Origin of the sequence: Bacillus sp. DX4.1 (assembly GCF_030348195.1) — a bacterium.
Taxonomy (GTDB): Bacteria; Bacillota; Bacilli; order Bacillales; family Bacillaceae_G; genus Bacillus_A.
On record NZ_JAUCFT010000008.1, the window covers coordinates 1663134 to 1689023 of the forward strand.

At 34.4% G+C, this 25890-nt stretch carries 26 protein-coding genes and 4 pseudogenes; 17 read left to right on the forward strand and 13 right to left on the reverse strand.

From position 1 onward, the window contains the following. Window positions 1-75: 75 nt before the first annotated feature. On the reverse strand, window positions 76-621 hold the full coding sequence (locus tag QUF99_RS11510; protein ID WP_286124364.1) for a helix-turn-helix domain-containing protein: 546 nt from the start codon (window positions 619-621) through the stop codon (window positions 76-78). A gap of 511 nt (window positions 622-1132) precedes the next feature. Here QUF99_RS11510 and QUF99_RS11515 point away from each other — a divergent pair. From QUF99_RS11515 to QUF99_RS11535, 5 genes are all read left to right on the forward strand, one after another. Then, window positions 1133-1846: a response regulator transcription factor gene (locus QUF99_RS11515; protein WP_289370180.1), complete on the forward strand. Its 714-nt coding sequence runs from the start codon at window positions 1133-1135 to the stop codon at window positions 1844-1846. Next, window positions 1843-2901, forward strand: coding sequence for a sensor histidine kinase (locus QUF99_RS11520; protein ID WP_289370181.1), 1059 nt, complete (start codon window positions 1843-1845; stop codon window positions 2899-2901). The genes QUF99_RS11515 and QUF99_RS11520 overlap by 4 nt, the downstream gene beginning before the upstream one ends. Before the next feature lie 98 nt (window positions 2902-2999). Then, window positions 3000-3494, forward strand: coding sequence for a DM13 domain-containing protein (locus QUF99_RS11525; RefSeq protein ID WP_289370183.1), 495 nt, complete (start codon window positions 3000-3002; stop codon window positions 3492-3494). 639 nt (window positions 3495-4133) lie between these two features. After that, window positions 4134-5417: a hypothetical protein gene (locus QUF99_RS11530; protein WP_289370185.1), complete on the forward strand. Its 1284-nt coding sequence runs from the start codon at window positions 4134-4136 to the stop codon at window positions 5415-5417. Between the two features lie 111 nt (window positions 5418-5528). After that, the gene (locus QUF99_RS11535; RefSeq protein WP_289370186.1) at window positions 5529-5840 is read left to right on the forward strand and encodes a heavy metal-binding domain-containing protein; all 312 of its coding nucleotides are present in this window, start codon (window positions 5529-5531) and stop codon (window positions 5838-5840) included. A 452-nt stretch (window positions 5841-6292) separates the two neighbouring features. On the opposite strand, the gene QUF99_RS11540 is transcribed toward QUF99_RS11535, so the two are convergent. Continuing rightward, on the reverse strand, window positions 6293-8734 hold the full coding sequence (locus tag QUF99_RS11540; RefSeq protein WP_289370187.1) for a PAS domain S-box protein: 2442 nt from the start codon (window positions 8732-8734) through the stop codon (window positions 6293-6295). 250 nt (window positions 8735-8984) lie between these two features. Here QUF99_RS11540 and QUF99_RS11545 point away from each other — a divergent pair. Beyond that, window positions 8985-9218: pseudogene (locus tag QUF99_RS11545) on the forward strand (hypothetical protein); the annotation flags it as partial. Between the two features lie 186 nt (window positions 9219-9404). Here QUF99_RS11545 and QUF99_RS11550 read toward each other — a convergent pair. The 6 genes and pseudogenes from QUF99_RS11550 to QUF99_RS11575 all read right to left on the reverse strand — a co-directional run. Next, window positions 9405-9669 (reverse strand): annotated as a pseudogene (locus QUF99_RS11550) (Ger(x)C family spore germination C-terminal domain-containing protein); the annotation flags it as partial. Further along, complete coding sequence (locus tag QUF99_RS11555) at window positions 9648-10868, reverse strand: MFS transporter (RefSeq protein WP_289370188.1); 1221 nt, start codon at window positions 10866-10868, stop codon at window positions 9648-9650. The pseudogene QUF99_RS11550 and the gene QUF99_RS11555, both read right to left, overlap by 22 nt. Window positions 10869-10872: 4 nt before the next feature. Continuing rightward, a complete protein-coding gene (locus QUF99_RS11560) occupies window positions 10873-11331 on the reverse strand; it encodes an ArsR/SmtB family transcription factor (RefSeq protein WP_289370189.1) in 459 nt (152 codons plus the stop codon). 185 nt (window positions 11332-11516) lie between these two features. Further along, window positions 11517-11648: pseudogene (locus QUF99_RS11565) on the reverse strand (MFS transporter); the annotation flags it as partial. A gap of 28 nt (window positions 11649-11676) precedes the next feature. Then, the gene (locus tag QUF99_RS11570) at window positions 11677-12132 is read right to left on the reverse strand and encodes a VOC family protein (RefSeq protein ID WP_289370191.1); all 456 of its coding nucleotides are present in this window, start codon (window positions 12130-12132) and stop codon (window positions 11677-11679) included. A 125-nt stretch (window positions 12133-12257) separates the two neighbouring features. Further along, window positions 12258-12860, reverse strand: a complete 603-nt coding sequence (locus QUF99_RS11575; protein ID WP_289370193.1) for an HD domain-containing protein — start codon at window positions 12858-12860, stop codon at window positions 12258-12260. A 193-nt stretch (window positions 12861-13053) separates the two neighbouring features. Here QUF99_RS11575 and QUF99_RS11580 point away from each other — a divergent pair, with 193 nt between their 5' ends. The 9 genes from QUF99_RS11580 (at window position 13054) to QUF99_RS11620 (ending at window position 20383) form a co-directional block, all read left to right on the forward strand. Then, the gene (locus QUF99_RS11580) at window positions 13054-13947 is read left to right on the forward strand and encodes a DNA-binding domain-containing protein (RefSeq protein ID WP_289370194.1); all 894 of its coding nucleotides are present in this window, start codon (window positions 13054-13056) and stop codon (window positions 13945-13947) included. Window positions 13948-14352: 405 nt separating this feature from the next. Next, a complete protein-coding gene (locus QUF99_RS11585; protein WP_289370195.1) occupies window positions 14353-15039 on the forward strand; it encodes a methyltransferase domain-containing protein in 687 nt (228 codons plus the stop codon). A gap of 1 nt (window position 15040) precedes the next feature. After that, window positions 15041-15448: an NUDIX domain-containing protein gene (locus QUF99_RS11590; RefSeq protein WP_289370196.1), complete on the forward strand. Its 408-nt coding sequence runs from the start codon at window positions 15041-15043 to the stop codon at window positions 15446-15448. 151 nt (window positions 15449-15599) lie between these two features. Continuing rightward, window positions 15600-17399: a M3 family oligoendopeptidase gene (locus QUF99_RS11595; protein WP_289370198.1), complete on the forward strand. Its 1800-nt coding sequence runs from the start codon at window positions 15600-15602 to the stop codon at window positions 17397-17399. 145 nt (window positions 17400-17544) lie between these two features. Further along, window positions 17545-18258 (forward strand): alanyl-tRNA editing protein, encoded by a 714-nt coding sequence (locus QUF99_RS11600; protein WP_289370199.1) that lies wholly within the window; start codon window positions 17545-17547, stop codon window positions 18256-18258. Between the two features lie 30 nt (window positions 18259-18288). After that, window positions 18289-19119: a TrmB family transcriptional regulator gene (locus tag QUF99_RS11605; protein WP_289370200.1), complete on the forward strand. Its 831-nt coding sequence runs from the start codon at window positions 18289-18291 to the stop codon at window positions 19117-19119. Next, the gene (locus QUF99_RS11610; RefSeq protein ID WP_289370201.1) at window positions 19119-19844 is read left to right on the forward strand and encodes an AzlC family ABC transporter permease; all 726 of its coding nucleotides are present in this window, start codon (window positions 19119-19121) and stop codon (window positions 19842-19844) included. Before QUF99_RS11605 ends, QUF99_RS11610 begins: the two co-directional genes overlap by 1 nt. After that, the gene (locus QUF99_RS11615) at window positions 19835-20146 is read left to right on the forward strand and encodes an AzlD domain-containing protein (protein ID WP_286124381.1); all 312 of its coding nucleotides are present in this window, start codon (window positions 19835-19837) and stop codon (window positions 20144-20146) included. The genes QUF99_RS11610 and QUF99_RS11615 overlap by 10 nt, the downstream gene beginning before the upstream one ends. Window positions 20147-20206: 60 nt before the next feature. Further along, complete coding sequence (locus tag QUF99_RS11620) at window positions 20207-20383, forward strand: DUF3951 domain-containing protein (protein WP_289370202.1); 177 nt, start codon at window positions 20207-20209, stop codon at window positions 20381-20383. A 101-nt stretch (window positions 20384-20484) separates the two neighbouring features. Here QUF99_RS11620 and QUF99_RS11625 read toward each other — a convergent pair whose 3' ends face one another. From QUF99_RS11625 to QUF99_RS11645, 5 genes and pseudogenes are all read right to left on the reverse strand, one after another. Further along, entirely contained in the window at window positions 20485-20832 is a 348-nt protein-coding gene (locus QUF99_RS11625; protein ID WP_289370204.1) for a hypothetical protein, read from the reverse strand. A 228-nt stretch (window positions 20833-21060) separates the two neighbouring features. Beyond that, a complete protein-coding gene (locus QUF99_RS11630) occupies window positions 21061-21672 on the reverse strand; it encodes a dienelactone hydrolase family protein (protein ID WP_289370206.1) in 612 nt (203 codons plus the stop codon). Between the two features lie 3 nt (window positions 21673-21675). Then, window positions 21676-21858 (reverse strand): annotated as a pseudogene (locus QUF99_RS11635) (antibiotic biosynthesis monooxygenase family protein); the annotation flags it as partial. A 110-nt stretch (window positions 21859-21968) separates the two neighbouring features. After that, a complete protein-coding gene (locus QUF99_RS11640) occupies window positions 21969-22148 on the reverse strand; it encodes an H-type small acid-soluble spore protein (RefSeq protein WP_286124385.1) in 180 nt (59 codons plus the stop codon). Window positions 22149-22217: 69 nt separating this feature from the next. Continuing rightward, a complete protein-coding gene (locus tag QUF99_RS11645) occupies window positions 22218-23432 on the reverse strand; it encodes a helix-turn-helix domain-containing protein (RefSeq protein WP_289370207.1) in 1215 nt (404 codons plus the stop codon). Between the two features lie 118 nt (window positions 23433-23550). Here QUF99_RS11645 and QUF99_RS11650 point away from each other — a divergent pair, with 118 nt between their 5' ends. Then, window positions 23551-24819, forward strand: a complete 1269-nt coding sequence (locus QUF99_RS11650) for an MFS transporter (RefSeq protein ID WP_289370208.1) — start codon at window positions 23551-23553, stop codon at window positions 24817-24819. Between the two features lie 267 nt (window positions 24820-25086). After that, complete coding sequence (locus QUF99_RS11655) at window positions 25087-25614, forward strand: hypothetical protein (protein WP_289370209.1); 528 nt, start codon at window positions 25087-25089, stop codon at window positions 25612-25614. Window positions 25615-25890: the final 276 nt, after the last annotated feature.

Genomic DNA, 25890 nt, shown 5'->3' on the forward strand with positions numbered 1-25890 from the left:
AGTTTTATTCGAAATTGACAAATGTTGCTTGTTTAGTGGCCCCAATTATTAAATAACATTTAACGTTTAGCTAACTTAAAACGAAGGTGGGGTAACTGAAAATAATACAATTGCAATTTCATTAAAATTATTTTCCCATTTATGTTTCAAATTTGCCGGTATTTTTACACTATCACCAGCTTCTAATAAATATTGTTCTTCATCTAAATACAACAGAATTTTTCCTTCTAAAATGACTGCAACTTCCTCACCTTTATGTTCTAGAGGATTTTCTGACGAAGAGGTATTTGGGGGAACATTCATAATCGCTGTTGCCAAATTACCAGTAAAATCAGGTGACAATAGCTCATAAGATAAATTATCAACGATCATTTTCTTACGTTTATTGGATCTTACGATTAAATCATCTGTATTTGTTTCTTCAATAAAAAAACTAAATGTTGGAACATCGAGGGTTTTAGCTAAGACCTTTAGGGTTTGTATGGAAGGGTTTGCTAACCCTCGTTCAATTTGGCTTAACATTGAAGGTGTAATCGCAGCTAATTTTGCTAACTCCCTACTATTCAATCCTTTAGCTTTTCTGTATTTTTTAACTTTCTTACCAATGTCTATATTTTCCATAACCATACTCCTTAATATTATAGTTAATTTTATTTAAATAAATTAAATTAAATTAAACGAAACGGTGATTTTATGCTAAACTATATTAAAATAAATTTAATTATAATTTAACATTTAAATCGCTACAAGAAAATAAGGAGGATCAGATAGATGAAGGAGATTGAGAACAAAAATCTTCAAATTTGGAAAGACCATTACACTAATATTATTTCATATCAGTAGAACGAAACCATGCATTTATATGTAGTATTCTATTATCACAGCTCTTATATTTAGTTTTGGAATTATCATAACCCTTGTACATTTGCTGCAAGATTTCGATAGGATAAACACAAATTGATTATAGGTTCAAAAGAGTGCCAATTAGAAGGAATTTATTACAAGGGGTTTACTCTAAACTGGAAGCGCATTCGTTATATTTGGATAAATAGTTATAAATATCCGTTGTGTAAGGATAAATAATAGAAAGATTTCTTTCGTTATTGATAATAGAATGGAGGAGATTGTATGTATGAAAAAAAGAATTGTAATTATAGAAGATGAAGATAATATCCGAGAAATATGCAGGCGGTACTTAGAAAGAGAAGGATATGAGGTATACACAGCTGTAAACGGAGAAGAAGGTTGGAACTTATTTCAGCAATATCAACCAGATATCATTATTTTAGATTTGATGATACCGAAAAAAGATGGTTGGGAACTATGTGGGGAAATTCGACAGCACTCTAATGTTCCTATTATTATTTTAACTGCTAGGGGAGAAGAAAGAGATCGAATTTTGGGATTAACAATGGGTGCGGATGATTATGTGACAAAGCCGTTTTCCCCTCGTGAATTAGTATTAAGGGTGCAAATTATATTACGAAGAGGGAATCAAGCAACAATACAAATGCAAGAACCAGTATCAGAAATGGTAAAGTTCCTAGATTTAGAGATTTATCCAAAGAAAAGACGTGTATTTGTTTGTGGACATGAAATCGAGTTAACAGTTAAAGAATTTGAGGTACTTTATATAATGGCAAAACATCCAAGACAAGTATTTTCACGATCTCAACTTCTTGAACAAATTTGGGATTTTGAGTATGAAGGGTGCACAAATGCAGTAACAGTATTAGTGAGTCGTCTACGTGAAAAATTGGAGAAGCATACAACAAAGAACCGTTGGATTCATACAGTGTGGGGCATAGGTTATCGCTTTGAGCCGGATGGAGTAGATGAAATATGAGATTACGTAATCAATTGTTATTGATGAATTTATTGAGCACGAGTATCATATTAGTTTCTATCTGGTATAGTGAAAGGCAGATGTTACTTAGACCGGAACAAACACGGTTATTAATAGGAATTGTAATCGTAGCGCTGATTTTCTCAACCATTATTTATTGGTTAATGACACGACCTATTATGAAATCTATTCAGAATTTAATTGCATTAACCAAACAATTTAGTGATAGACATTTTGAAACAATGTATATAATAGGGAAAGAACCAGAAGAATTTAAAGAATTGGCGACAGCTTTTCAACAAATGGCTAAAAAATTAGAAGAAGGCTTTACTAAGTTAGAAAAAGGAGAAAAAGCACGTACTGAGCTGATTGCAAATATATCCCATGACTTACGAACTCCCATGGCTAGCATACAATTGATGATAGAAGCGTTACAGGATGATTTAATTGAAGATCCTGATATGAAAATGCAATATCTAACGACAATTCTAAACGAAATACAAAGATTAAGTGGATTAATTAATAACTTGTTTGAACTTTCTAAGTTAGAACTTGGACAAGAAACTTTTCATCCAAGTTTAACACATGTAGACAGCATTCTGTTAGAAGTACTAGATTCACATGCTATCTTATTAAAGGACAAAAATATCCAGTTGAAATTGTGCGTCTCAGATACGCTACCACGAATTTGGATTATGCCATGTAAAATAGTACGGGTTATCAGTAATTTATTACATAATGCAATTCGGCACTCTCCTATATGTGGGACAATCGAGTTGATCGTAGAGGAAAATAAACAGAAACAGCAAGTCCAATTCACTTTGCGTGATGAAGGGGAAGGGATTGCTCTAGATGATCAATTGCGCATATTTGAACGTTTTTTTAGAACAGATCCATCAAGAAGTTCACAATCTGGAGGGTCTGGACTCGGACTAGCCATTGTAAAATCGCTAGTTGAAATGCACAAAGGAAAAATTGGTGTTCGAGATCGTTCTGATGGGAAACAGGGATGTGAATTTTGGTTTACTCTTCCCGTTTCATCAGAAAAGAAATAAGACGGTCGAAAGACTTTTGTAATAGTTATGTTATAGAAATGATAGACCTTCTTGTTAACATACATACAAGCACTATGTTACAGGAGGATTTTTATGTTATGAAAATAAAATATGTATTGTTTATCGGAGGAATTGTGATGGTTGGGGGAATTTTATGGTTTTTATTCCGTCCCGAAAAATTATTTATTGATAAGCAAATTAATGAAGCATTGCCACAAACAGAAATAAAATCAAAAGAAGTTCAACCACAAGAACGAGTAATAAGCAAAGGGCGGTTTCAGAATGGCGTTCATGAAACCACTGGAGTAGCAACCATCTATCAATTACCTGATGGGAAACGTGTTCTAAGACTTACCAATTTTGAAACTTCTAATGGTCCAGATGTTCGAGTGGTATTGGTTCCTACGAAAAGTTTAAAAAATAATGAAGATGTAAAAAGCTATAAGTATATTGAATTAGGTAAGTTAAAGGGAAACAAAGGATCTCAAAACTATGAAATTCCTGAAGATGTAGATATCAATGCATATGGTTTAGTTTCTATATGGTGTAAGAGATTTAATGAAAATTTTGGTATGGCTCATTTTAAGAAGTAAAAAGAGATATAGGAATGGGGTTTTGGTGAAATTTGAATTAAATCTGATTATAATACAATTCCGATATGAAAAGATATACAGAAGAATCTTGGTAGGGGTATAGACTACGAGGTCGTTCATAAAAGAATGTTAATGACGTCGTAAGCGAACTGTACGTGTGTAAATATATAGAAAACAGGCATTATTGCTAAAGCACCTTTTTGGAATCAAGGTGCTTTTTCTTATTCACACTGATCTTTTTTCAGAGTGCTAGTATCAGTATGTCCAAGTTTCAGAGATTAGTTACAATTATCCTCAAGTTTTCGCATAAAGTGAAACTTTAATCAGTGGGGGTTTTCTTCATCCCCCACTGATTATTAGTTGAACCAATCGGGCTTTTATGGGCTGTTTATCTCCCACCTAAACTTCTTTGTAATCCTCAAGTTTTGAGGTGGGAGTTTTACAGCCCGTTAATGCGGGATAAAAAATCAATGAAAGACTTTTGTAACATTTACGCAAGTAAATTGAAAGATATATATAATAAGATAAATATGTTGAAGGTGATTTTATTTTAATCCGAAGTAAAAAGTATAAGCAATGTACAGTATAATTTCATCTTTTGTAATCTTGTAGAGATGATAAAAGAAAGGGAGAGATCACATGAATCATATGAAAAAAGTAATTCCTGCAGCATTAGCATTTGCTGTTCTAGCAAGTCCAGTTTTTGATTTAAAAGCAGAAGCAAGTACAGTATCTTCAGTTTCTAGCGCAATTACTTCTGCTGAAAAAGAAAATCCATCATTAAATATTAAAGAGGGACAGGTATCCGAAGAAAATTCCAATGTAAACCAAGAATTTAATGCAGACTATATCAATAATAATATTATTAAAGCGAATTTTCCATCTGTTACACCGCCTCACATCAAGCAAGCAAAGCCTCTTGAATATGTATATTTAGATTATTTTTATACAAATAACAATAAAATTATTGGGGACTGGAGAAACAAAGAACTAAAACATATGGATCCGAAACCTAGATTTTATTATGATTTAGGATTTATGGGGTATACCGAATCCCAAGTCGAAGAATATTTTGGAAGCACTTATGGAGAGGCTTTTGTAAAAGGGCTTGTTCTGGAAACATTAGAAAAATTTTTCCAAACTCGATATGCTCAAGATCCAAATGATCCTGATGTGCAAAAAATACTGCAATCTAAATATTACGAAAAAAGTGAAGCTGAAGATTCATTCTGGTTGCCAGAATTTTTCCAAGGAAATGGTGGTTTAGAACGAGCAATTCTAGAGGAATTTGGAAAGAAAAGTTTAGACGAGCTTGGAATCCAAGTTATTTGGGGCGATAATAATTGGGGCGCTGAAAAGGCTGTAACAATTGGTTACTCATCAAAGACACCGTTTAATCCACTAAAGGATGCTGTATTAACTGAAAAGAAATATCTTAAGAAAGTTCCTGGTGGATCAGCATCAATTCCAGCTAAAAATACAGGATATGAGGTAACATTTGATATTAAAACGGGATTGACTAATGAACAATCACAATCATTTGCCCACACAGTAGGTGTGAATGCCGGTTTTGGTATTGAAGACATTTTTGAAATTGGAGCAAGTTATGAGTTCCAAAGTACATTTGGTACAAGTATCTCATTAAGTGAAGAACAAACAGTATCCCGTAAATTTAGTCTTACTAACGATACTGATAAAACGATTACAGCAGCATTATACCAAGTTACTGCTGAGTATAGCCTAAAACCTGGATCAGTCGCTGCGGGAGCTGTAAATAAAACAATAAATTCACCTTTTGCACAGTTTTGGCAAGGTGGCGGTTATTGGGATACAGCTACAAAAGTTAAACCATCATCTACTTCAACAGGTGCAATTAAAACAGATGATTTAAAACTAGTTCGTTCAGATGTACTAGAAAAGTAAGGAAAGTGGCATTTTTATGTAAGGTAATTAGATAGTTCATTTACGATTTCAATGTGATAATAAAAGTATAAGAAATAATAAATTTTTAGATGTTATAGGAGAGTGCTAGTAATGATTGTAACAACAACTTCTGCTATTCAAGGAAAAGAAATTATTGAGTATATTGACATTGTAAACGGTGAAGCAATTATGGGTGCAAATATCGTACGCGATCTATTTGCTTCTGTTCGTGACATTGTTGGTGGCCGTTCTGGTGCATATGAAAGTAAATTGAAAGAAGCACGTGATATTGCAATGGAAGAAATGAAAGTTCTTGCGAAGCAAAAAGGTGCAAATGCAATTGTTGGTATTGATGTAGACTACGAAGTCGTTCGTGATGGAATGTTAATGGTGGCCGTAAGCGGTACAGCGGTACGTGTGTAAATAGATAGAATGTGTATTTTTCTATAGTTGTTATGTATTTTCTATAAATATAGATACATTATGTTTATGAACACATCACAAAACATAAAAAAGGAAGAGAATTATAAAAATTCTCTTCCTTTTTTTATGTGTTCATAGATTTAGTGATACAGAGAAAACTTGATACGTCTGCAAAACCGTTCCAATAGAATGTGTACTTTACGCTTAGAAGTAAGAGGTTTCTTTCAAATTTTAGTTAAAAAGAAAGGTTGATAATTTACAATATGAAGGAAGATAAAGGATGTTAGGGCAGGATATAAAATTATTTTAGGGAAAGGAGGACCGCTCGAAAACGCCATTATGTTAAGCTACATTTATATATCAAAAGCGAAAAGAAATTTTTTCGCTTTTGATATGTTATTATTTTTAAATTCCTGGTGATATGGTGGTACCTAAAAAGATAAATAAGAATATTAGTTTTCGAGAGTAGATATAGGAAGATTTACATTAATTGTCGTTCCTTTACCTACTTCACTTTCAATAAGTATCTTGCCTTGGTGCTTTTCAATAATTTTATAACAGATCATTAATCCTAAACCGATACCATTTTCTTTGAGACTATAAAACGGCTCTCCTAGATAAGGTATACGTTCTTTTGAAATTCCACACCCGTGATCGATAAATCGAATATCTACCTGGTGCTTGTCAGGCGAATATTCGATTTGAATCAAGATTTTTCCTCCCATTGGTGTCGCTTCAATCGCATTTTTTAAGATATTTATAAACACTTGTTTTAATTGATTTTCTTCACAAAGTATGAATGAAGTATCAGATGTAACTTCAGTTATAATTTGTATGTTATTCATCATTGCTTGAGACTCAAGTATCATTACAACTTGTTTTATTAATATATTAAGGTCATTTATTTTGATTTCTAACGCCTGAGGCTTCGCTAACGCCATAAATTCATTAGTGATACTACCTATTCGTTCAATCTCTGATAATACCACATCTATATAATGTTCATTGTTCTTATTTTCCGATGATTTTAGTAAATGCATAAATCCTTGCATTGCCGTTAAAGGATTGTTAATTTCATGTGCAATTGCAGTGGCTAATTGACCTACTACAGCAAGTTTCTCCGATTTTCGTAATAATTCTTCTGTTTTTAACCGTTCAGTGATATCACGAGAGATACTTAAGAAAACGTTTTTGCCATTCAAGTTAAAAATACGGACACTAAACTCAGTTGTTATTGTTTTTCCTGTTGGAAAAACATATTCATCTTGCAAAGTGAAAGAAGTCTGTCCTTCTCTAATTTTTTCTAACAACCGTATGACCATTGGAGAATCTTGCGGTACAGTATTGGGAAATGGCATCGAGAGAAGCTCTTCTCTACTATATCCAAATCTTTTACACCCAACAGGATTTACCTCAATAAATCGAGTTGGAACTTGATCCTCATTCAGCTCTACTACATATACTGCGTCAGTTGCTTGTTCGATTAGTGCACGGTATTTCATTTCACTGTCTCTTAATTGTTGATGTAATCGAAGTAGTTCTCTTTCTGCTTGTTTTTTTTCAGAAATGTCTCTACAAATTGCTGATAAAGCAATTACATTTCCCCTTAAATCTAGAATGGGTGAAACTGTCAAGCTTACATCAATGAGAGTTTTGTCCTTTCGTTGTCTAACTGTTTCTACCCTAGTAATAACAGGGTCTTTTGTATTAATATTTTTAATGTTTTTGATAGTATCTAAAGTTTGATTCATTAAAAAATCAGGTACGCAAGGTAATTTTTTTCCCAAGATTTCTTTTTCTGACCAGCCAAATATCTTCTCATAAGCTTTATTCGCTTGTATCATATGTCCGTCTAAATCAAATATAGTGATAGCATCTACGTTATGATTAATAAATGATTCCAGCCGTTCTTTCGTCACCTTTAGTTCATCTTCCGCATTTTTTCTTTTAGTTATATCAACAGTAGAACCAACTACCTCAATAACTGTTGCTTCTCGTTTAACAGGCCTAAGAGAGAAAAGTATAATAGTCTCATCATTAGGCCATGGCAGTTCGAAACTGACTTCTTCACCATCCCATGCCTGTTGATAATATTTTAGTAGTCGAGGAAGTAAATGAAATGGAATAATGGAAGAATCTATGGTAAGTAAACTTCTTCCTACCACTTGTTCTGAGTGAAACCCATGTTGATAGAATAACTGCCCATCACACATAGTATGAATAAAATTTCCATTTACTTTTTTAAATTTAAAAATACCTCCTTGCAATTCATGTACGGTATCCCTTAATTCTTGCTTGGATTCTAGTAATGTTTCATTCGCTTTAGTTAAATTTTGTGTTAAACAATATAATTTTTGATAGGACTCCATAAGAAAAATACAGATCAATAGTCCAGAAGATATAAATAATGTACCTTGAATGTCAAAAAGTATAAGAGGTATAGAAGGAAAAAAGAATCCGAATACCAAATGAATCATAGCTATATAAACAGCTAGATAGAGAAAGACTCTCTTAAAGGGATGAAGCTTCTTGAGATATGTTTCAAAAATAGTATATATAGTAGCTATTCCTAAAGAAACAATCAAAGATGGTCCCCAATTACCACCAAGATAGAAAATGCGCATAATTATAATAAATGTTATTGTAATCCAACCAGCCGTACGACCAAAATAAATGTACGAAATTATAAGAGGAGCCATTCGGAGATCATAAAACAATCCCATGTACTTAAAATTAAAGACCATCAAAATAGCAGCTATGATACCGGCAAATACTCCTCCATATAGCTGGTCTAATTTAGAATTAATATTCAAAATCAACACTCGAATAAATATAGCTGAGCTAACTAGGAAAGCAAAAATAGATAGATTAATGAAGAATCCTTTGAAAATCATGTAATATCCCTCCTTTCATTGAATGTATTCGACAAAAAATAATAAAATCCTACAAATTAAACGGTCTGTAGATTCATTATTGTGAATGTTCTGTCGAAATGAACCGATAATACTTAGATATACGGATATTATATTCAAAAAAGAGGAGAAGTCTGTCTATAAATAGATACTCTACATATATAAATGGTTTAGATTAGTATCATACTTCATAAATGAAAAGGATATTGAGGTTCTATGATTCTAACAAATCATGAGAGAACTCCTGTTACGTAAGAAACAGAAAGAACTAAGCGAATATAAAGCAATGTATATAATTAAAGATTACTTCTTACTTTTTCATCAAGCATTACAAAAAAACACCCAAGAATTATCAAAGGTTCTCCTTCGTCTGTTTAACCTTCTACAGCAAAACGGACGAAAATCTCATCGGTACGAGAAAAAGACAGTCTTTGATATACGTACTTTTATAACATCCGCAAAATAAAATAAAAAATGACTGGGAAAAATCTAACTTTGTATAAAAATATACTTTAAGTTGATGGTGATGGTATGGCACCACATCACCATCAATTTTAAAAATTTGTTGTTCTCTAAACGAAAAAATGAAGTCTACTTGTATAAAGGGGTTCAGCTGAGATACGTGTAAAATTAGATAATGGTGGTACATTTTTTACTTAATCGTCCCCATCCCGCTAATTGTCACACTTACCTTAACGTTTACATCAGCTTTTGAAAAGGCCTTTCCCCATTGATTTTGGACTTTTTTCCATTCAGGATACTTGTAGGCTCTTGCATATACACCAAGTCCAATAGGATCAATTTTTGCGGCTTGTATTTTCTTTATTAAGTGGTCGAAATCGCTGTTTAGTTTCAATGCCTTTTTGCAGTTTTATGGCGTCCTTTCGTATGGTCACTAAAAATCTACTGAAGATTCCGTACTGACGTAATGTTTACTTCGAGAAGGAACCATTGCCCATAATGCGAGTATACAAGAAAAGAAGAGGATAAATAATGCACTACCAATTACAGCAAATTGGATTGAGATTACTTCTGCTAAAGTTCCAATTGCTAAAATAAATACAATTTGAACGAAGTTTTTCATCGCATCAAATACACTTTCAATTCGTCCCATCATGTCGAGAGGAATACTATTTTGATAGAATGTGAAAAATCCTGTATTTGCAATGGAAGAAAAGATACCAAGAACGATAAAACCGCTTACTGCCATGATGAATGAGCTGGAAAAAGCATATATGACATATCCAATGGCCATGACGATCATACCAATCCCAATGCAGTATTGAAGTTGAAGTTTTTTAGCGAACAAAGAGGCAATAAAGGAACCGAGAACGTAACCAGCACCAGTTAGACTGACAAGCATACTATATTCTCTTTCAGTTAAATCAAGCACTTGCTTAGAGAAAACAACTTCTTGTGAGTCTAATGCCATTGCGATTAATAATGTAGCTTGAAAGAGGATGTATATGAGCATGACATATTTTTGTGTACGGGCGAATGAAAAAACTTGTTTCCAATCTGCTTTTAGTGTGTGCACAAATGTTTTTTTCTTGTCTTCCAAATTATTTTTATGTAATGAAATATTGGGTAGAAAATAGATGATGAGCGCTGAGATGAGAAAGGAAATACCGTTACAGAAAATAACAAATTGCGGTGAATAAACAGCCATGAGTAATCCAGCAAGAGCAGGACCAATAACGAAAGAGCCTGTAGCTGATAAACTGTTCCAAGCGTTGAATTGTTGCCGTTCTTCACGAGGTATAAGCGTTGCTGTGTATGTAAATGAAGCTGTTCCAAAAAAAGAAGTAGCGATATGTGTGAGAAATATGCAGAAGTAAATGGGCCAAATTGAGCTAAAAAATGGAATGCTACAAATACAGAAGGCACGAATGATATCGGTAATTATCATAATTGACCGTTTATTTAAGCGATCAACAATACTGCCTGACCAGAATTTTGTACAAACCGCTGCCAGGGGACCCATTAGCCATAATCCGGCTACGATGGTGGGAGATTTTGTATCATTCAGCACCATCCAATTTAGGGCAACGAGATACATAAAATCGCCTAAACGGGAAATCCCCGTTCCTGATAATAATAGTAGTTTTGTTTTCATTGTCCTACATTCCTCCGTCTTCTTCATCTCTTTTCATGCGAAAGGAAAGACGATATTCCTGCTCAGAATTCGTTTGACGTGCTGTTTTACTTTCCCATCGTAAAAAGAGTTGTTCCACTTCCCATAGTAATTGAAGATATTCTTCATCACTTAAAAATAGATGGGAACCAAGTTGAGCTAAGCCCTTTATTTCTTCTTTTTTAACAGAAAATGAAACGGACTTCGCTTTATAGTATTTTTCAATAATACCTCGTTTTTCTTTCGTTTCTACCAATTCGAGAAGATCGCCTTCATATAGTAGTTGAATGTGATAATGAATACTACCAGGTGATTTATTCAACTTCGTAGCTACTTGTTTTGCAGTTAGCGCTTCATCTTTTAACAAGTGAATGATTTGAATACGGAGGGCATTCGAAATTAGCTTTTGTTGCTCGGCAGAAATAATAAATCGTTGATCAGACATTCTATAAGCCCCTTTCTAATTAATCTAAAATTATTGTACATTCTAAATAATTAGAACGTAAATAAAAGAAATTCTCTTTTTTAATCTATATTTCGACAAGGCGGGAAAAGAGAACATAAAAAAGAGCATGCAATTATACATTGGCATGCTCTCGATCAAGTTTCTCACTATAAAACATATACAGCCATATTTCCAATAACTTGAGGAGTGAGGGTTCCTAGAAGCCAACCAGTAATAAGCATCGATAACTGTATAAGAGACTCATAAATAGAATAATGAAATGAAAATACTTTTCCGATCATATCTTCTTTTATATGTGTTATAGATTTTGATGTCATGAGGCTATTAGTATAGGGAGTGTGAAAGTTTCTTCCATTCACTTAAATACATTTTATCAGTCCTTTTTAATTCAATAGGAAGTCTAGCAATGAGTTCTAAACTATTGCCATCAGGATCATCAAAATATACTGCTGCATGTGCTTGTTCTGGAAAAACAATTGGTTCAATCGGTTCCATTCCAAAATCCTTTCTTGCAGTAATCCCTTTATGACTCAACCATTCTATAGCCTTTTCTAAATCATTCAACTCTACTTGAAAAGCTACATGCCGCAGGGAAGGATGATATTTTGTTTTATATTCTTTTTCTTGCCAAAGTCCTAACCAACTTTGTTCTTCTACAATCCAAAAGAAAGCAGTCGTTTTACATTTTTTATATAGTTTTAAACCTAATGATTCATAAAATGGAATTGATATTTCTAGATTACTAACAGGAAGATGTGCCTCATATAGTCCCTTGATCATAAAAAATCGCCTCCTTTGTTTCTTCTTATTTTAATCTATATATTTCCAGATTAAATCAACAAAAAGAGTGGAATACACCTCATACAAAAGTATGAAATAAAAAACAGCTCATTTATCATGAGCTGTTACTGTTTACATGCCTCTACGTCAATTCCAGCAGCAATTAATTTTTTCTCTCCTTCTTGTTCAATTAATTTCTGTAATTTTGATAAGAAAGAGTCAAAGTCTGTATGCTTAGCAACCTGGAAGGTCATTTTATGTTCAATCGGAAGCCATGTATCAATGTCTGCTTCGTTATGCTGAATTTTTACTTCCAGTTTATCAAGAGCATTTGCGACTTTTGCCTCATATGTTTCTTTTGCTTCAAATTCCATCCATAAATTGTATAATTCGTCTCCAAGAGGGGCGTCTAATGTACGTTTAATGTTTAGAATGGCTTGTTGTTCGTTTTCTTGTTTTTTAAGTTGTAATTCTTCACTATTCATTGTGTCAAAAGCAGGAATATCACCAGCTTCTGCTTCAACAAGGTCATGAATGATGACCATTTTAAGTAATTTTTCCATTTGTACTGTTTTATCTAAATAAGGCTGAACAAGAACAGCCATGAGTGACATACGCCATGTATGTTCTGCGACACTTTCTTGACGACCGTTTGAAAGCCAGCTGTGCCTCATTTCATATTTCAGCTTTTCTGCTAGTGCAATAACTTGTAAAATATTGTGTTCCATATGGATCCCCCTTATATTGCTATACAATAATCTTAATATAAAAATGAAATGTGTCAATTTTGTTGTTGCACCACTTTGATTTGACGGATAATTTAGAAATATTGTAAAATATTTTTAAAATATTTTTTTATTTTTACAAAAGACAAAGAATTAATATAAAAATTGCAAAGTGCTGAGAGGGAGTGGGAATACGATGTACCAACATGCAGCAATTACTGTACTAAATCTTTTGAAAAATATGTCAGATGAAATGAAAAATGATAGTAAAGTAGAAGAGGAATGTAAAAAAATAGAGAAACAATTCCATATAACATATGAAGAGTTAATGGATTTATATAATAAAATGGTCGTATTTCAAAGAGATATTGAGAAAATAGGTGGTTTGTTAGCGTATGAACAATCTCCTATCATGTGGTTAAAATCTGAATTAGAATTGTTATATGTGACGTATCAATTTTGCCAGCGTTATGATTTAAATATTGCGGATATTTCAAAGTATGTAAATAAAGAAAGCCTTCAGTTGTTTCCAAAAACAGAAAGTCAACTGCAGAATACGTACTATAAATTAAAAAAACAAGAGTTGCCATTTGAAAATATTAAAAAGGGAAAACCAGGTCGTAAGAGAAAATATGGATCTGGAAAAAATAATGAAGAAAAATTAAAGCGTGAAAATAGCGTTGAGCTTCATAGTGAACATGCAGAAAATAATCTTGTTACAGTGTTATCAGGGATTGTTGATAATTTTGAAACGATTGGTGTACAAAGTGAAAAACAAGAACTGTATCAGTTTATGGAAGGGATTTACAAACTTTCTAGTTTGGCAGCAGAGCATATGAGAGAAGAACATGGTATACATGATGTGCAGAGGGAATTACATGCTCTGCGTGCAGAAAATGAGCAACTACGATGTGAAAAGAAAGAACTTATTTCGAGTATGAAAGAAATGACAAATCAAATGAATCATTTCATCGAGAGCTCTGATATTGAACAAATTCGAACATTACCGTATTTTGTGAATATGTGTAAACAATATTTACATAAGAGCGGAGTACACAATGAAAAACAAACTATGCCAATGAAACAGTAAGAGTCTAGTACCTGATAAAACAAGGGTGTAAATGCCACTGCATAAAAATTCTGCAAAAGAAAAAGCACAAGCCTAGTAATATCAAAGGTTTGTGCTTTTTCTATGTTACTGATAACGCCAATCATGTTACGTAATGGTCATGTATTCCACCTATGTCTATCTTTTTTCCTACTTCAAGTTTAGTAACTTCATTCATCATATAGCCTCCAAATATATTTGTATTTGTTATTGCTTCAATATGAAAGGTAAATATACTTTTATCTTGAAGTTAAATTCATCTCAGTCTCATGTATTTGTGACATAGTATTTAGTAGTCGGTTCTTCCTGTTTTTGAATTTCAGGATAAGATCGTGTCTATTCTAGAGAGAAAGGAATGGTAAAATAGGGAAGGAGGGAGATGGAGAAATGAAATTAGATATTAATAGAGTCGTATTTATTGGTCGTACATATGAAGAATATAAGAGCATGTTTCGTTTACAGGGGGAAGAAATCAAACAGAACAAAATACTAGATTGTCCTTCTGGTGCATGTTCATTTACAGCGGTTTCGAATCAACAAGGGGGAGATGTAACCGCATGTGATATTGTATATCAAATTCCAATCGGGGAGTTGTATAACAAAGGATTGCAAGATGTGATCCATACGATGGAGCATATAGAAGTAGCAAAGGATAACTATATATGGAGCTATTTTTCAAGTGTCGAAGATTTACAGAAACATCGATTAGAAGCACTCGAAACATGTTCAAGGGATATAAAAGAAAACCCAAGCCGCTATGTGTATGCGACATTACCGGAGCTTCCTTTTGAAGATGAAGAGTTTGATATACTATTATCAGCACACTTTTTATTTATGTATAGCGACCGGTTTGACTATGCGTTCCATGTGAATACAGTAAAAGAATTATTGCGTGTTGTAAAAAAAGAAGTTCGAATTTTCCCTTGCATTGATTTAAAAGGGGATCGTTATGAATTTTTAGATGCGCTTATCGAAGATTTACAGAATAAAGGATATGAAGTAGCGGAAGTAGAGGTGCCGTATGAATTTCAAAAAGGCGGCAACACGATGCTACAAATTAAAAAGGAGCATTAAGATGAATCAAGAATTATACCCACGCGTTGGTGTCGGGGCGTTCATTTTAAACGAGCGAGATGAATTACTGCTTGTACTGCGGAAGAAAGCACCAGAACAAGGACACTGGAGTCTTCCTGGCGGCAAAGTAGAATGGATGGAAAATGCGGAAGATGCGGTTATTCGAGAAACTCAAGAAGAAGTAGGATTAAAGATTGAACTCACATCGTTATTATGTGTGACAAATCATATTTTGCCTGAAGAAGAAGCTCATTGGATATGTCCAACTTATATCGCAAAAGTGAAAAATGGGACAGCGGAAAATCTGGAACAACATGCGATTGATGAGATTGGGTGGTTTTTGTTAGAGCGTATTCCGGCACCATTAACGCTAACATTACAAAATGCATTGAACGAATATCAGAAATAACGATGTATACTTTATCCTGTAAGAGCCCTTAGTGGAGATGAAAAAAATTCCGCTGAGGGCTCGTTTCCTTTTTTTTATCGAAAGGGATTGATTCATCTTTCCTAGAAGAGGGTATAGGTTTGTAATGATATTGAAAAAGGGGATGGATAATTTGCTTGAGACATTAAGTCAATGCTGGAATTTGGATGCGATTTTTCCAGGAGGGAGCAACTCTCAGGAGTTAACATATTGTTTAACTAAATTAGAAGATGATATTGCACGAGAACAAGGGAAACTTAACGAATTAGAAGTACCCCAGTCGCTAGTTCAGTTTGAAACATGGATCGAGGAAATCAACAGAATACAAGACATATCAGCTCGATTGTATGAAGTGGCAGAGTTTGTAGAATGTTTGCAAGCTGATAATGTACAGGACACAAGGGCAAAGGAATTACAAGAGACGATTCATCAGATTTCAGTCCAGTATGAAAAAGTAATGAATATATTGGAGCAATTATTAGTTCGTATTCCAAATGATATCTGGGAACAATATCTGCAGCTGGAGGAAATAAAAGATATTGCATATCCACTTCAAGAAAAAAGAGGACGAGCAAAAGAAAGATTGTCACAGGCAGAAGAGACGCTCATTCAAGATCTTTCTCCAAGTGGTTATTATGCTTGGGAGCGTTTAGTCGAAACTGAGATTGGAAAAACGAAAATCCTCTTTGAAGCTAATCAACAAGTTCATTATTTCAATATTGGACAAACATATAATGCTTTACATAGTACCGAAAATCGAGAGGAACGAAAAAATTTGGTGGAAGGATGGGAAAAAGCAAGTGAAACGATAGCAGATACTTGTGCCATAGCTTTAAATCATATTGCTGGCTTTCGATTGCAGGTGTATAAGCATAAAGGATGGGATTCTGTTTTAAGAGAACCATTGCAATATAATCGTCTATCACAAGCCACGATGGATGCAATGTGGGATGTAATTGATAAAAATAAGGGATTACTTGTCGATTTTATAGAACGGAAATCACGTCTTCTAGGTCTAGAAAAAATGAATTGGTTTGATTTGCATACGCCGCTTGGTGCAATAAGAAAAATATATACATATGACGAAGCTGCTGAAGTCATACTTGCTCATTTTCAAGCAGTAAGCCCGAAGCTCGCTGATTTTGCAAGACAAGCATTTCAAGAGCGATGGATTGATTGTGAATATCGAGAAACGAAAGCAAGCAGAGGATTTGCAGCGAGATTTCCAATCGCTAAGCAGTCTCGCATTTTTATGAACTTTGAAGGGACAGCGGACAATGTAGTGACGCTTGCTCATGAATTAGGTCATGCATTTCACCAATGTCAGCTTTCAAATACGGTACCGCCCTTTTCTCAATATTATCCATTGTCTCTTGGCGAAACAGCTTCTACTTTTGCAGAAACAATTGTTGCCAATGCAGCGGTTAAAAGTGCTGAAAGTAAGGAGGAGCAAATTGCTTTATTGGATGCAAAAATAGCAATGACCATAAAATATATAATGGGAGTACAGGCGAATTTTGTTTTTGAGAAGAATTTTTATGAAAGGAGAAAACAAGAAATAGTAAGTGTAGGGGAGCTAAAGCAACTCATGATAGAAGCGCAAAAATATGCTTTTCAAGGTTCTTTAGATTCTTACCATGCATACATGTGGATATGGGCTCGGCATTTTTATTTTACGGATAAGCCATTTTATAATTTTCCCTATACGTTTGGCTTTTTATTTAGCCAAGGTATTTATGCAACTGTACTTCGGGAAGGGATTGCATTCGAAGAGAAATATATACAGTTACTTCGTGATACAGGGAGAATGACTGTTGAAGATCTCGCAAAGCGGCACCTTGGTTTTGATTTGACAAAACAAGATTTTTGGCAGCAAGCGATGGATCTTGTTTTAGGGGATGTAAAAGAATTTCTTTTATTAACGGAGGAATGAGGGGCTCAAATGTGGCAAGGCTATCTTTTTATGAAAAGATAGCCTGTTTTTTGTAAATTAAAATAAAATTCGGAATTTTATTGACTATCCGAATGTTTCTTTTTATATTAGTAGGTATAACAATAACTACTAAAGGGGTGGGAACATGACAGAGGCATTATTTCTACAAGATGCATATGAAAGAACTTGTCAAACAGAGGTAATGAAAATTGATGGAGAGCGAGTATTTGTCAAGGAAACAATCTTTTATCCGACAGGTGGAGGCCAAGAATGTGATACAGGTGTTTTTATACAAGGGGAGCATACTTTCGAAGTTGAAAAAGTAAAGAAAGAACAAGGAGAGATTGTTCACTATGTGAAAGATGCAACGGATTTACAGCTTGGCTCAGTTCAAGCAGAGATCGATTGGGAGCGTCGTCATAATTTGATGCGTCATCACTCCTTACTGCATTTGATTGGTGCAGTTGTATATGAAAAATACGGGGCACTATGTACAGGGAATCAAATTTATCCTGATAAAGCACGTATTGATTTTAATGAATTGCAAGAGTTAACAAGTGAGCAAGTAGAAGACATTGTAATAGAGGTCAATCGGTTGATTCAGCAAAATAAAGAAATCTCTACAAGATTCATAAGCCGCGAAGAAGCAGAAAATTCCACAGGAATGATTAAAACAGCGATAAATCTTCTACCACTATCTATTCAAGAAATTCGCATTGTAACGATTCAAGATATTGATGAGCAAGCATGCGGGGGAACACATGTAAAGTATACAAACGAAATTGGTTCCCTTGTAATCGATAAAGTGAAAAGTAAAGGAAAACAAAATCGACGCTTTGAAGTACGTGCTGTCCAGTAAATACAAACAAAGATAGAGTGAGGGATTGCAGTGGATGAAGTTATGAAAGAGCTACAAAAATTAGGGTTTTCACAATATGAATGTAAAGCTTATATCGGTTTGTTAAAGCATTATCCAGCGACAGGATATGAAATTAGCAAGCAAACAGGAGTACCGCGCTCGATGATTTATGAAGTACTCGGTAAATTGATGGATAAAGGTGCGGTGCATTTAGTACCATCAGAACCGGTTAAGTATGTTCCTGTATCAGCGAGTGAATTAATGAACCGAATGAGAAAGGATTTCGAAAAATCGTTTGATTTTCTTGATCAAAAGTTAAATTGTTTGGAGCAGGAACGCCAAGTAGATGTCATCTCTCATATTCGCAGCGATGAACGTATTTTGAAAGAAATAAGCAATATCATTGAGCGGGCGGAAGAAGAATTATGGATTTCTGTATGGGAACAGCAGGTGTTTCAGTTAGAGGCGTTAATCCAGCAGAAAGAACAGGAAGGCGTACATGTTTTTTCTGTTTTATTTGGAGCACCGCATACTAAAATCGGAACGACGTTTCATCATAACTATATGACACCAGATGTTGTGAAAGAGCGGATGGGCGGTCATTTAACAATTGTTGCACGGGATGGAAAAGAAGTGCTCATTGCTAAATTTTTAGACCATAGCACATCATGGGCTGTGACAACGTATGACCCGGCATTAGTGCTCGTGGCAACGGAATATGTTCGTCACGATATTATGGTTGAAGAAATTACGCAAGAGTTTGGACCTAATAAGCTTGATGCATTATGGCGGAATAATCCTGATTTGGTTCACGTTGTAACGGGAAAACGATTGATTCAAAAAATGAAGGGGGAAGAATGATGGCTAGGGCAGAAGTGCAAATGCCAATGCACGGAGATGAAACGTTTCGGCAAGGTGTGAAGGATTGTTTGCCGACAGTGCTGGGCTATTTAAGTATCGGGATTGCGGCAGGCGTCATTGAAAAAACAGCCGGGTTTTCTTTAGCAGAAATTACGCTTATGTCTATCCTGATTTATGCTGGATCCTCCCAATTCATACTGGCTGGTATGTTTGCGGCTGGAGCACCTGCTTCAGCGATTATATTTACTGTATTCTTTGTCAATTTACGTCACCTGTTAATGAGTGCAGCGTTAGCACCTTATTTAAAGAAAGTCCCTTTTATGAAAAATATGATAATCGGTTCCCAAATTACAGATGAAACATTTGGTATTGCAGCGCAACATGCCTCGGGAAAGCAATATTTAAGTGAAAAATGGATGCTTGGTTTAAATGTGACGGGGTACTTAAACTGGATCTTGGCAAATATTATTGGAGGTATTTTTGGAGAGTGGATTCCAGACCCGCATACGTATGGTATGGATTATGCACTGCCTGCCATGTTTATTGGGTTATTTGTTCTACAGTTAATGAGTAGCCATCCAAATTTAGCGATTCATGTAAGTGTAGCAGTTGCAGCAATTGTGATTGCATATAGCGTACATTTTTTCGTACCAGCAAGCGTAGCGGTTATTATTGCGACACTTGCAGCAGCAACAATTGGGGTGGTGATTGAGAAATGGAAGTAAGGTTGGATGTACTATTACTTTTATTAGGAGCAGGTTTAGTGACTTTAATTCCGAGAATATTACCACTTCTTGTATTTAGTAAAATACAAATTCCAGACTGGGGCTTAAAGTGGCTGAATTATATACCGATTGCGATATTAGCAGCACTCCTTGCTCAAGTGTTATTTATGCATGAAACGATGCAATGGGACTATATATTAGCTGCTATTCCAACGTTCCTTGTTGTCATTTATACACGTAGCTTATTAGGAGCGGTATTAACGGGCGTGATTGTGATTATTTTGTTACGTTTTTTCATGTAACAAGGATTCTCGCATGTTGTATCGAAATGTGTAATATCACGATTAAAAGGGGAGGGTGCTATGTTCATTGTCACAATAGGTATTATTTTGTTCACACTGTTTTTCTGTTTTGTAATTGGACTTATGACTTATACAATGTTTGTCAAAAAAGCAACCCCGCAAATTTATTACACACCAGTTGATTCCATCACAGCACAACCACATGTAAACAAAGATAAGGAAAAGAAGGGCTTTTAAGCCTTTCTTTTATTTGTTTATTCCTGTTTGGATGGAGCGCACCAATTTTAAAAATGAGATAGTTTAAAAATGCTGATTGGCCTAGCTCCTATAAGATGAATTTACATGTTGGAAATCCCGTGCAATAATAGCTCAAACAGTAAACTAATAAAAGAAAATGTTCCGACAGATACAGAAATGATACGGTTATTTTTCCATTCTTTTATGAAAACTATAAATCCTAAAATACAAATAAAGAACCAAATAGGTAGAAAAATAAAATCGCTAATATGGGTAGGTAACAGGCCATAAAACCCAGTTAAAACTAAAATCCAATGCCCAAGACACAATATAATCACGATGAGAGAATGTCTATAAGGACGGTTCAGATGTGTATTATTTTTGAGAAAGGTAAAGATTGAAAATAATGTTAATAGAATAATAAAAATAAAGAAAGCAAATAAAGACATTCTTTTTAGGTGGGAGAGAGCATCCAGCCATGCATAGAAGCGGTCAGATCATTTTCCTGCCCCATACCAAGTGAAAACAAAGAGAGAAAACGAGTGCAGGTCACCTTTTGTTATCCATAGCTGCGGCTATATGTCGAAAAATCAAAATGGATTTATATAGGAGGGGGATAGCTGCCCATAAGAGACCGATAAATTCAACTAACCATAAGTGGGAGATGAAGCACCCACTTATGGCAATTTCACTCTATCAATCACAATTTTTGCAAGAAACGAATTTATCATTTCGAATGCTTGTTTTGTAGATTTTTCGTTATACTTTGTAGTGTAAGGGTCAAGAAATCCATGCTCTCCAGGAAGCTGCTGTACATGTAGAAATGGATTGTTTTGTTTTTGCACAGCTGTGATAAGAGAAGGAACTGAAAAACTTGCTTCTTTTTCTGGGAAAATTAATAGCGTAGGACATGTAGGTACAATATGCGTATAATCCCGTATTCGCGATCCATAGCAACCGATGACAAAATCAACGTTTTGATTTTTACTACATAGCCATGCGATGGTTGCCCCGACACTAAAACCAATGAGTCCGATGTATGTGTAGTCTTTATATAGTTGTAAAATCATATTTTCAATTTTTTCTTTTCCATGCTGGAATCCGGTGGTATGCATAAAATGGGAGTAAGCTTTTTGTTCTTTTTCATAATGAAAAGGCGTGTTATGTTGTAAAAGATTTGGGCAGAAGACATCTATATGCTGTGAAGAAAATGTTGTTACAACGTCCTGCATATGTTCATTTACTCCGTATATTTCGTGCACAACAATAAGAGCAACTTTATGATTCATAGATTACAAACTTTTTCTCTGAAAATCGTATTCTTTTTCAACAACACAAATCTTCATGTGAAATTGTTCATACCATTGTTCGCGGCCTCGTTGTCTCGCTACAGTATGGGCAGCATTTTCTCGCCAGTGTTTAATTGCCTCAAGTGATTCCCAGTATGAAATGGTAATTCCCAACCCAGACGTATTGTATCATAAAAGTGTGGACTTAAAATAAATTTTTACCATCTATAAAAAATACCCTATTTAACAGTACTCCAAAAGAAGTCCCACTTCGAAGGAAAATGAAGTGGGACTTCTTATATTTCTTCTAGGCTGTTAATCGGAACAGTTAATTCACGGTTGGGGTTTGCTGCATCATATATACGTGCGGTCTCATTGCTTTCATCAACATGTTGAATCATGACTGGCATTCCTTGAAAACTTACATTTGCTTGTTCTGATGACTCGGAAATTTCTTTTGCACGTTGAATGTTCATTTTTTAAACTCCTCCCATCATTACTATCTTTGCTCTGAGGGAGGAATAATATACCAAATTAACATGGATTTAAAGTTTTTGTATTATTTGTAATGTTTCTTCGATAAAAGTAGTAAACATTGAGTCAGGAAATTCTTGTATAGCATCAAAAGCTTGCGTTGCTTCATTTAGTGCTTGTTCTTTCTTTTGTAGTTGCATATAGCAAAGTGCACGATAACTTCCGGCAGTTATAATCCATGCTTGGTCTAGCGGATGAAACATATAATCTGGGATTGTTACTTGTTGTAATGTTTCTAGCGCTTCTTTATATTGTTTCAGACCATATAATGCTTTTCCCTTTTCAAGGTAATAAAGCCCATCTTCTTTAAAGGATGATTCGTGTTGCAATTTTTTTCTAAACAACTCTAGGTGTTGTAAGGCTAGAGTATACTCTTCTCTGCTTGTGTTATAGTAATAAGCCTGTAATATGTCTACATTAGCAGCGGATAAAGTATCTTCTGTAAATATAGCGAATTGTTCAGCTTTTTTTATATAGTGTAGATATTTATTTTCATCCGCTACTATTACTTTTTGGTAAGAAAGAATCCGATAAAATTCGTCCGTTTTATAATACACTTGATTTTTTTTAGAGAAGTCAAGTGCTTGTAAGATGATTTTTTCGCATCCATCATAATCACCGTATGCGAGTAAAACAATTGCTTCATTTAAGAAAAGTTCTATTTGCGTAATAAGGTCCATCTCTAATTGCTTTGTTTCATATTCTGTTCGAATAGATGCAATGAGTTGCAGGCATTCCTCATACTTTTTATGGATAAATAATACATAATAGTGCATTAAATTTGTTTGTGTACTTTCACGATATAAAGTATATTTTTGAAAAATAGACACAGCTTTTTCAATATATGAATGTACGTTGTAATCTTTCATACTAATTGCACTTGTTACAAATTGCTTATATAAACGTGCTGTGCTTAAAGTGGGTGGCAGTTCTTCTTGAACAATGGGCAATAGTGTGTGATACACTTCTTCAAATTGATTGGCTTTTATAGATTGCTCCATTTTTTGAATGAGTTCGGTTACTTCTTTATTATCTTCCTCTAGTAAAAAACTTGCCTCACACCCAAGCTTACCAGCCAGATACTGTAATGTTTTCATCGAAGGTGTTGCCTTCCCGTTTTCAATTTGACTCAGCATACTTTTCGTTAGCTCTGTGCCAGTTAATTCCGTCTGGGTAAGACGTTTTTCTTTTCGTAGTGTTTTAATTTTTTCGCCGAGAGTAGCCATAACATTGCTCCTTTATAATTAAAAAGTTAAATTTAATTAAACTTTTTATTGTCAAAATCTGAAAAATGATTATATAATAAGTTTAACACAATTTAACTTATTAAGGGAGAGTGACGTAATGGGGGACATAAGTATAAATCAAAATGATCCACGAATCAAAATTGCGACGAGAAATATCATTTTGATGATGATTGGAAAAATGACTTCTTTATTAGGTGCAGGAGTTTATGCGTTTGCGATGGGGTTATATGTATTAAAAACAACAGGATCAGGGACTGGATTTGCGATTACGCTCATTTGTGGTTCAGTTCCAAGAATGATTTGTGGACCAATTGCAGGTGCGGTAGCGGATCGAGTAAACCGAAGATGGCTTGTTATTGGTGCAGACTTATTAAGTAGCATTATAATGTTAACGATGTTTTTACTTTCTACTACATGGGGACTTTCACTTCCATTCATCTATGTATCTGCAGCGTTGTTAGCAATATGTGCAAGTTTCTATACGGTTGCTTTTACAGCTTCTATTCCAACTTTAGTTGACGGTGAGCGTATTCAACAAGCAAGTTCTTTAAATCAAACAGCAACATCACTTTCGACTATTTTAGGTCCAATTATTGGTGGGATGGTATTTGGTTTCTTATCTATAAACTTCTTTTTTCTATTAAATGGAATTACGTTTTTCTTAGCGGTAATCATACAATTGTTTATCGTATTTAATTTGTATAAAGTACAATCAGAGCAGGGGAAAGCTCATTTTTTAACGAGTATAAAAGAAGGTTTCTCATATGTGAAAAAGCAGCGCAATATTTATTCGATGATAAAATTGGCAATTTGGCTTAATTTTTTTGGATGTGCCATTCAAGTTGCTCTTCCTTATATTGTCATTCAAAACTTACAATTGTCTTCTAAGCAACTTGGAGTTGTAGAAGGAATGCTAGCAGTTGGGATGTTAATTGGTGCCATTGTTTTATCGGTTCGTAAAGAAGTTAATAATATGTTTCGTGTGATTCGCATTGGTTTGTTTATATTAGCATGCTTGTATTTATGTACCGTATTTCCATTATTAGTTGCACTTCCGAAAACGGTAAGTTTTATTTACTATATATTTTTTATGCTCCTTTGTGGAATAATGCAGGCTGCAATTAACATACCTCTTCAAGTATATGTTCAAAAAACAACTGATCCTGGGTATTTAGGCCGTGTTTTTGGACTTTTTGAAGCAATCGTTCCAGTAATTGCACCTATTGGACTCATTTTGTATGGAGTTTTATTAGATGCCATTCCAACTAGTGTAGTAATGACCATTTCAGGAGTAGGCTTACTTTTAGTAGTACTATTAGGAACAAAGCAATGGGGCGTGAAAAAACAAGTGGATGTATCAGCTTAAATAAAATGAAACTTCCATCAGTTTGGGATTTTACTGCTCGCGAATGGCGGGAGAAATAGTGTATTTCTGTGAGGAAACTTCATTTCTTTCATATTTAAAAATATGAAGAAGGTGAAGTTTTCTTTTTTTTGAAAGTGTTTTTTAGTTATGATACATTTAGTAGGATGTCATTCTTTAGTTGAATGACTTCACAAGATTTACAATTTTAATCCAACAATTTAAGTTGAGAGATAGAATGGGAAGAAAAGAGAAGAGGAGAAATACACCATGAGAAAAAGAATTTTTATTATGCTAGGATTATTTCTTATCATGGCTGGCTGCAGCTCCAGTAATTATGATATGCAAGTAGAAACAGGCATGAAATCACTAAAGGATGGGAATTATAGTGATGCAACAATGTGGTTTGAAAAAGCGGAAAAAGAAAAATCTACTAATGAAGCAAAAACATATATGAACATAGCAAAGTGGATGGACAATGGTGCGACAGCATTAAAGGCTGGTAAGTATCAAGAGGCGATGGAAAATGCGAATCAAGTGATACAGACGAAAAAGGATGCGACACTTGAGAAAGCTGTAAAGGCAAATGCAGAGGAAATACTGCAACAGGCAAAAGATATAGAACAAAAAGAAAAAACAAAAGCTGAAAAACAAAAGAAAATAGACGAAGAGGGTATTGATAAAGCGATAAAAGCAGTCGATAGTGTTGATGAAGTAAGAGAAAAACAGAAAAAGGTTGGAGAAGCTTTAGATAAAGCTGAAGAAGCAAAAGAAAAAATCGAAGCGAAGAAAAATTAAAAAAATCACCCAAGTAAAATAAAGTGCTTGGGTGATTTTTGTATTCATTCTATCAAAATAGTAGAATCCTTTTCTTTTTTTAGCTATATAAATCCATTTTGATTTTTCGACATATAGCCGTGGCTATGGATAACAAAAGGTAACCTGCACTCGTTTTCTCTCTTTGTTTTCACTATGTCTGGGCAGGAAAAGGATCTGACCGCTTCTATGCATGGCCGGATGCTCTCTCCCACCTAAAAAGAAGGGTTTTATGTCGGTTTTTTAATTTGTATTTAT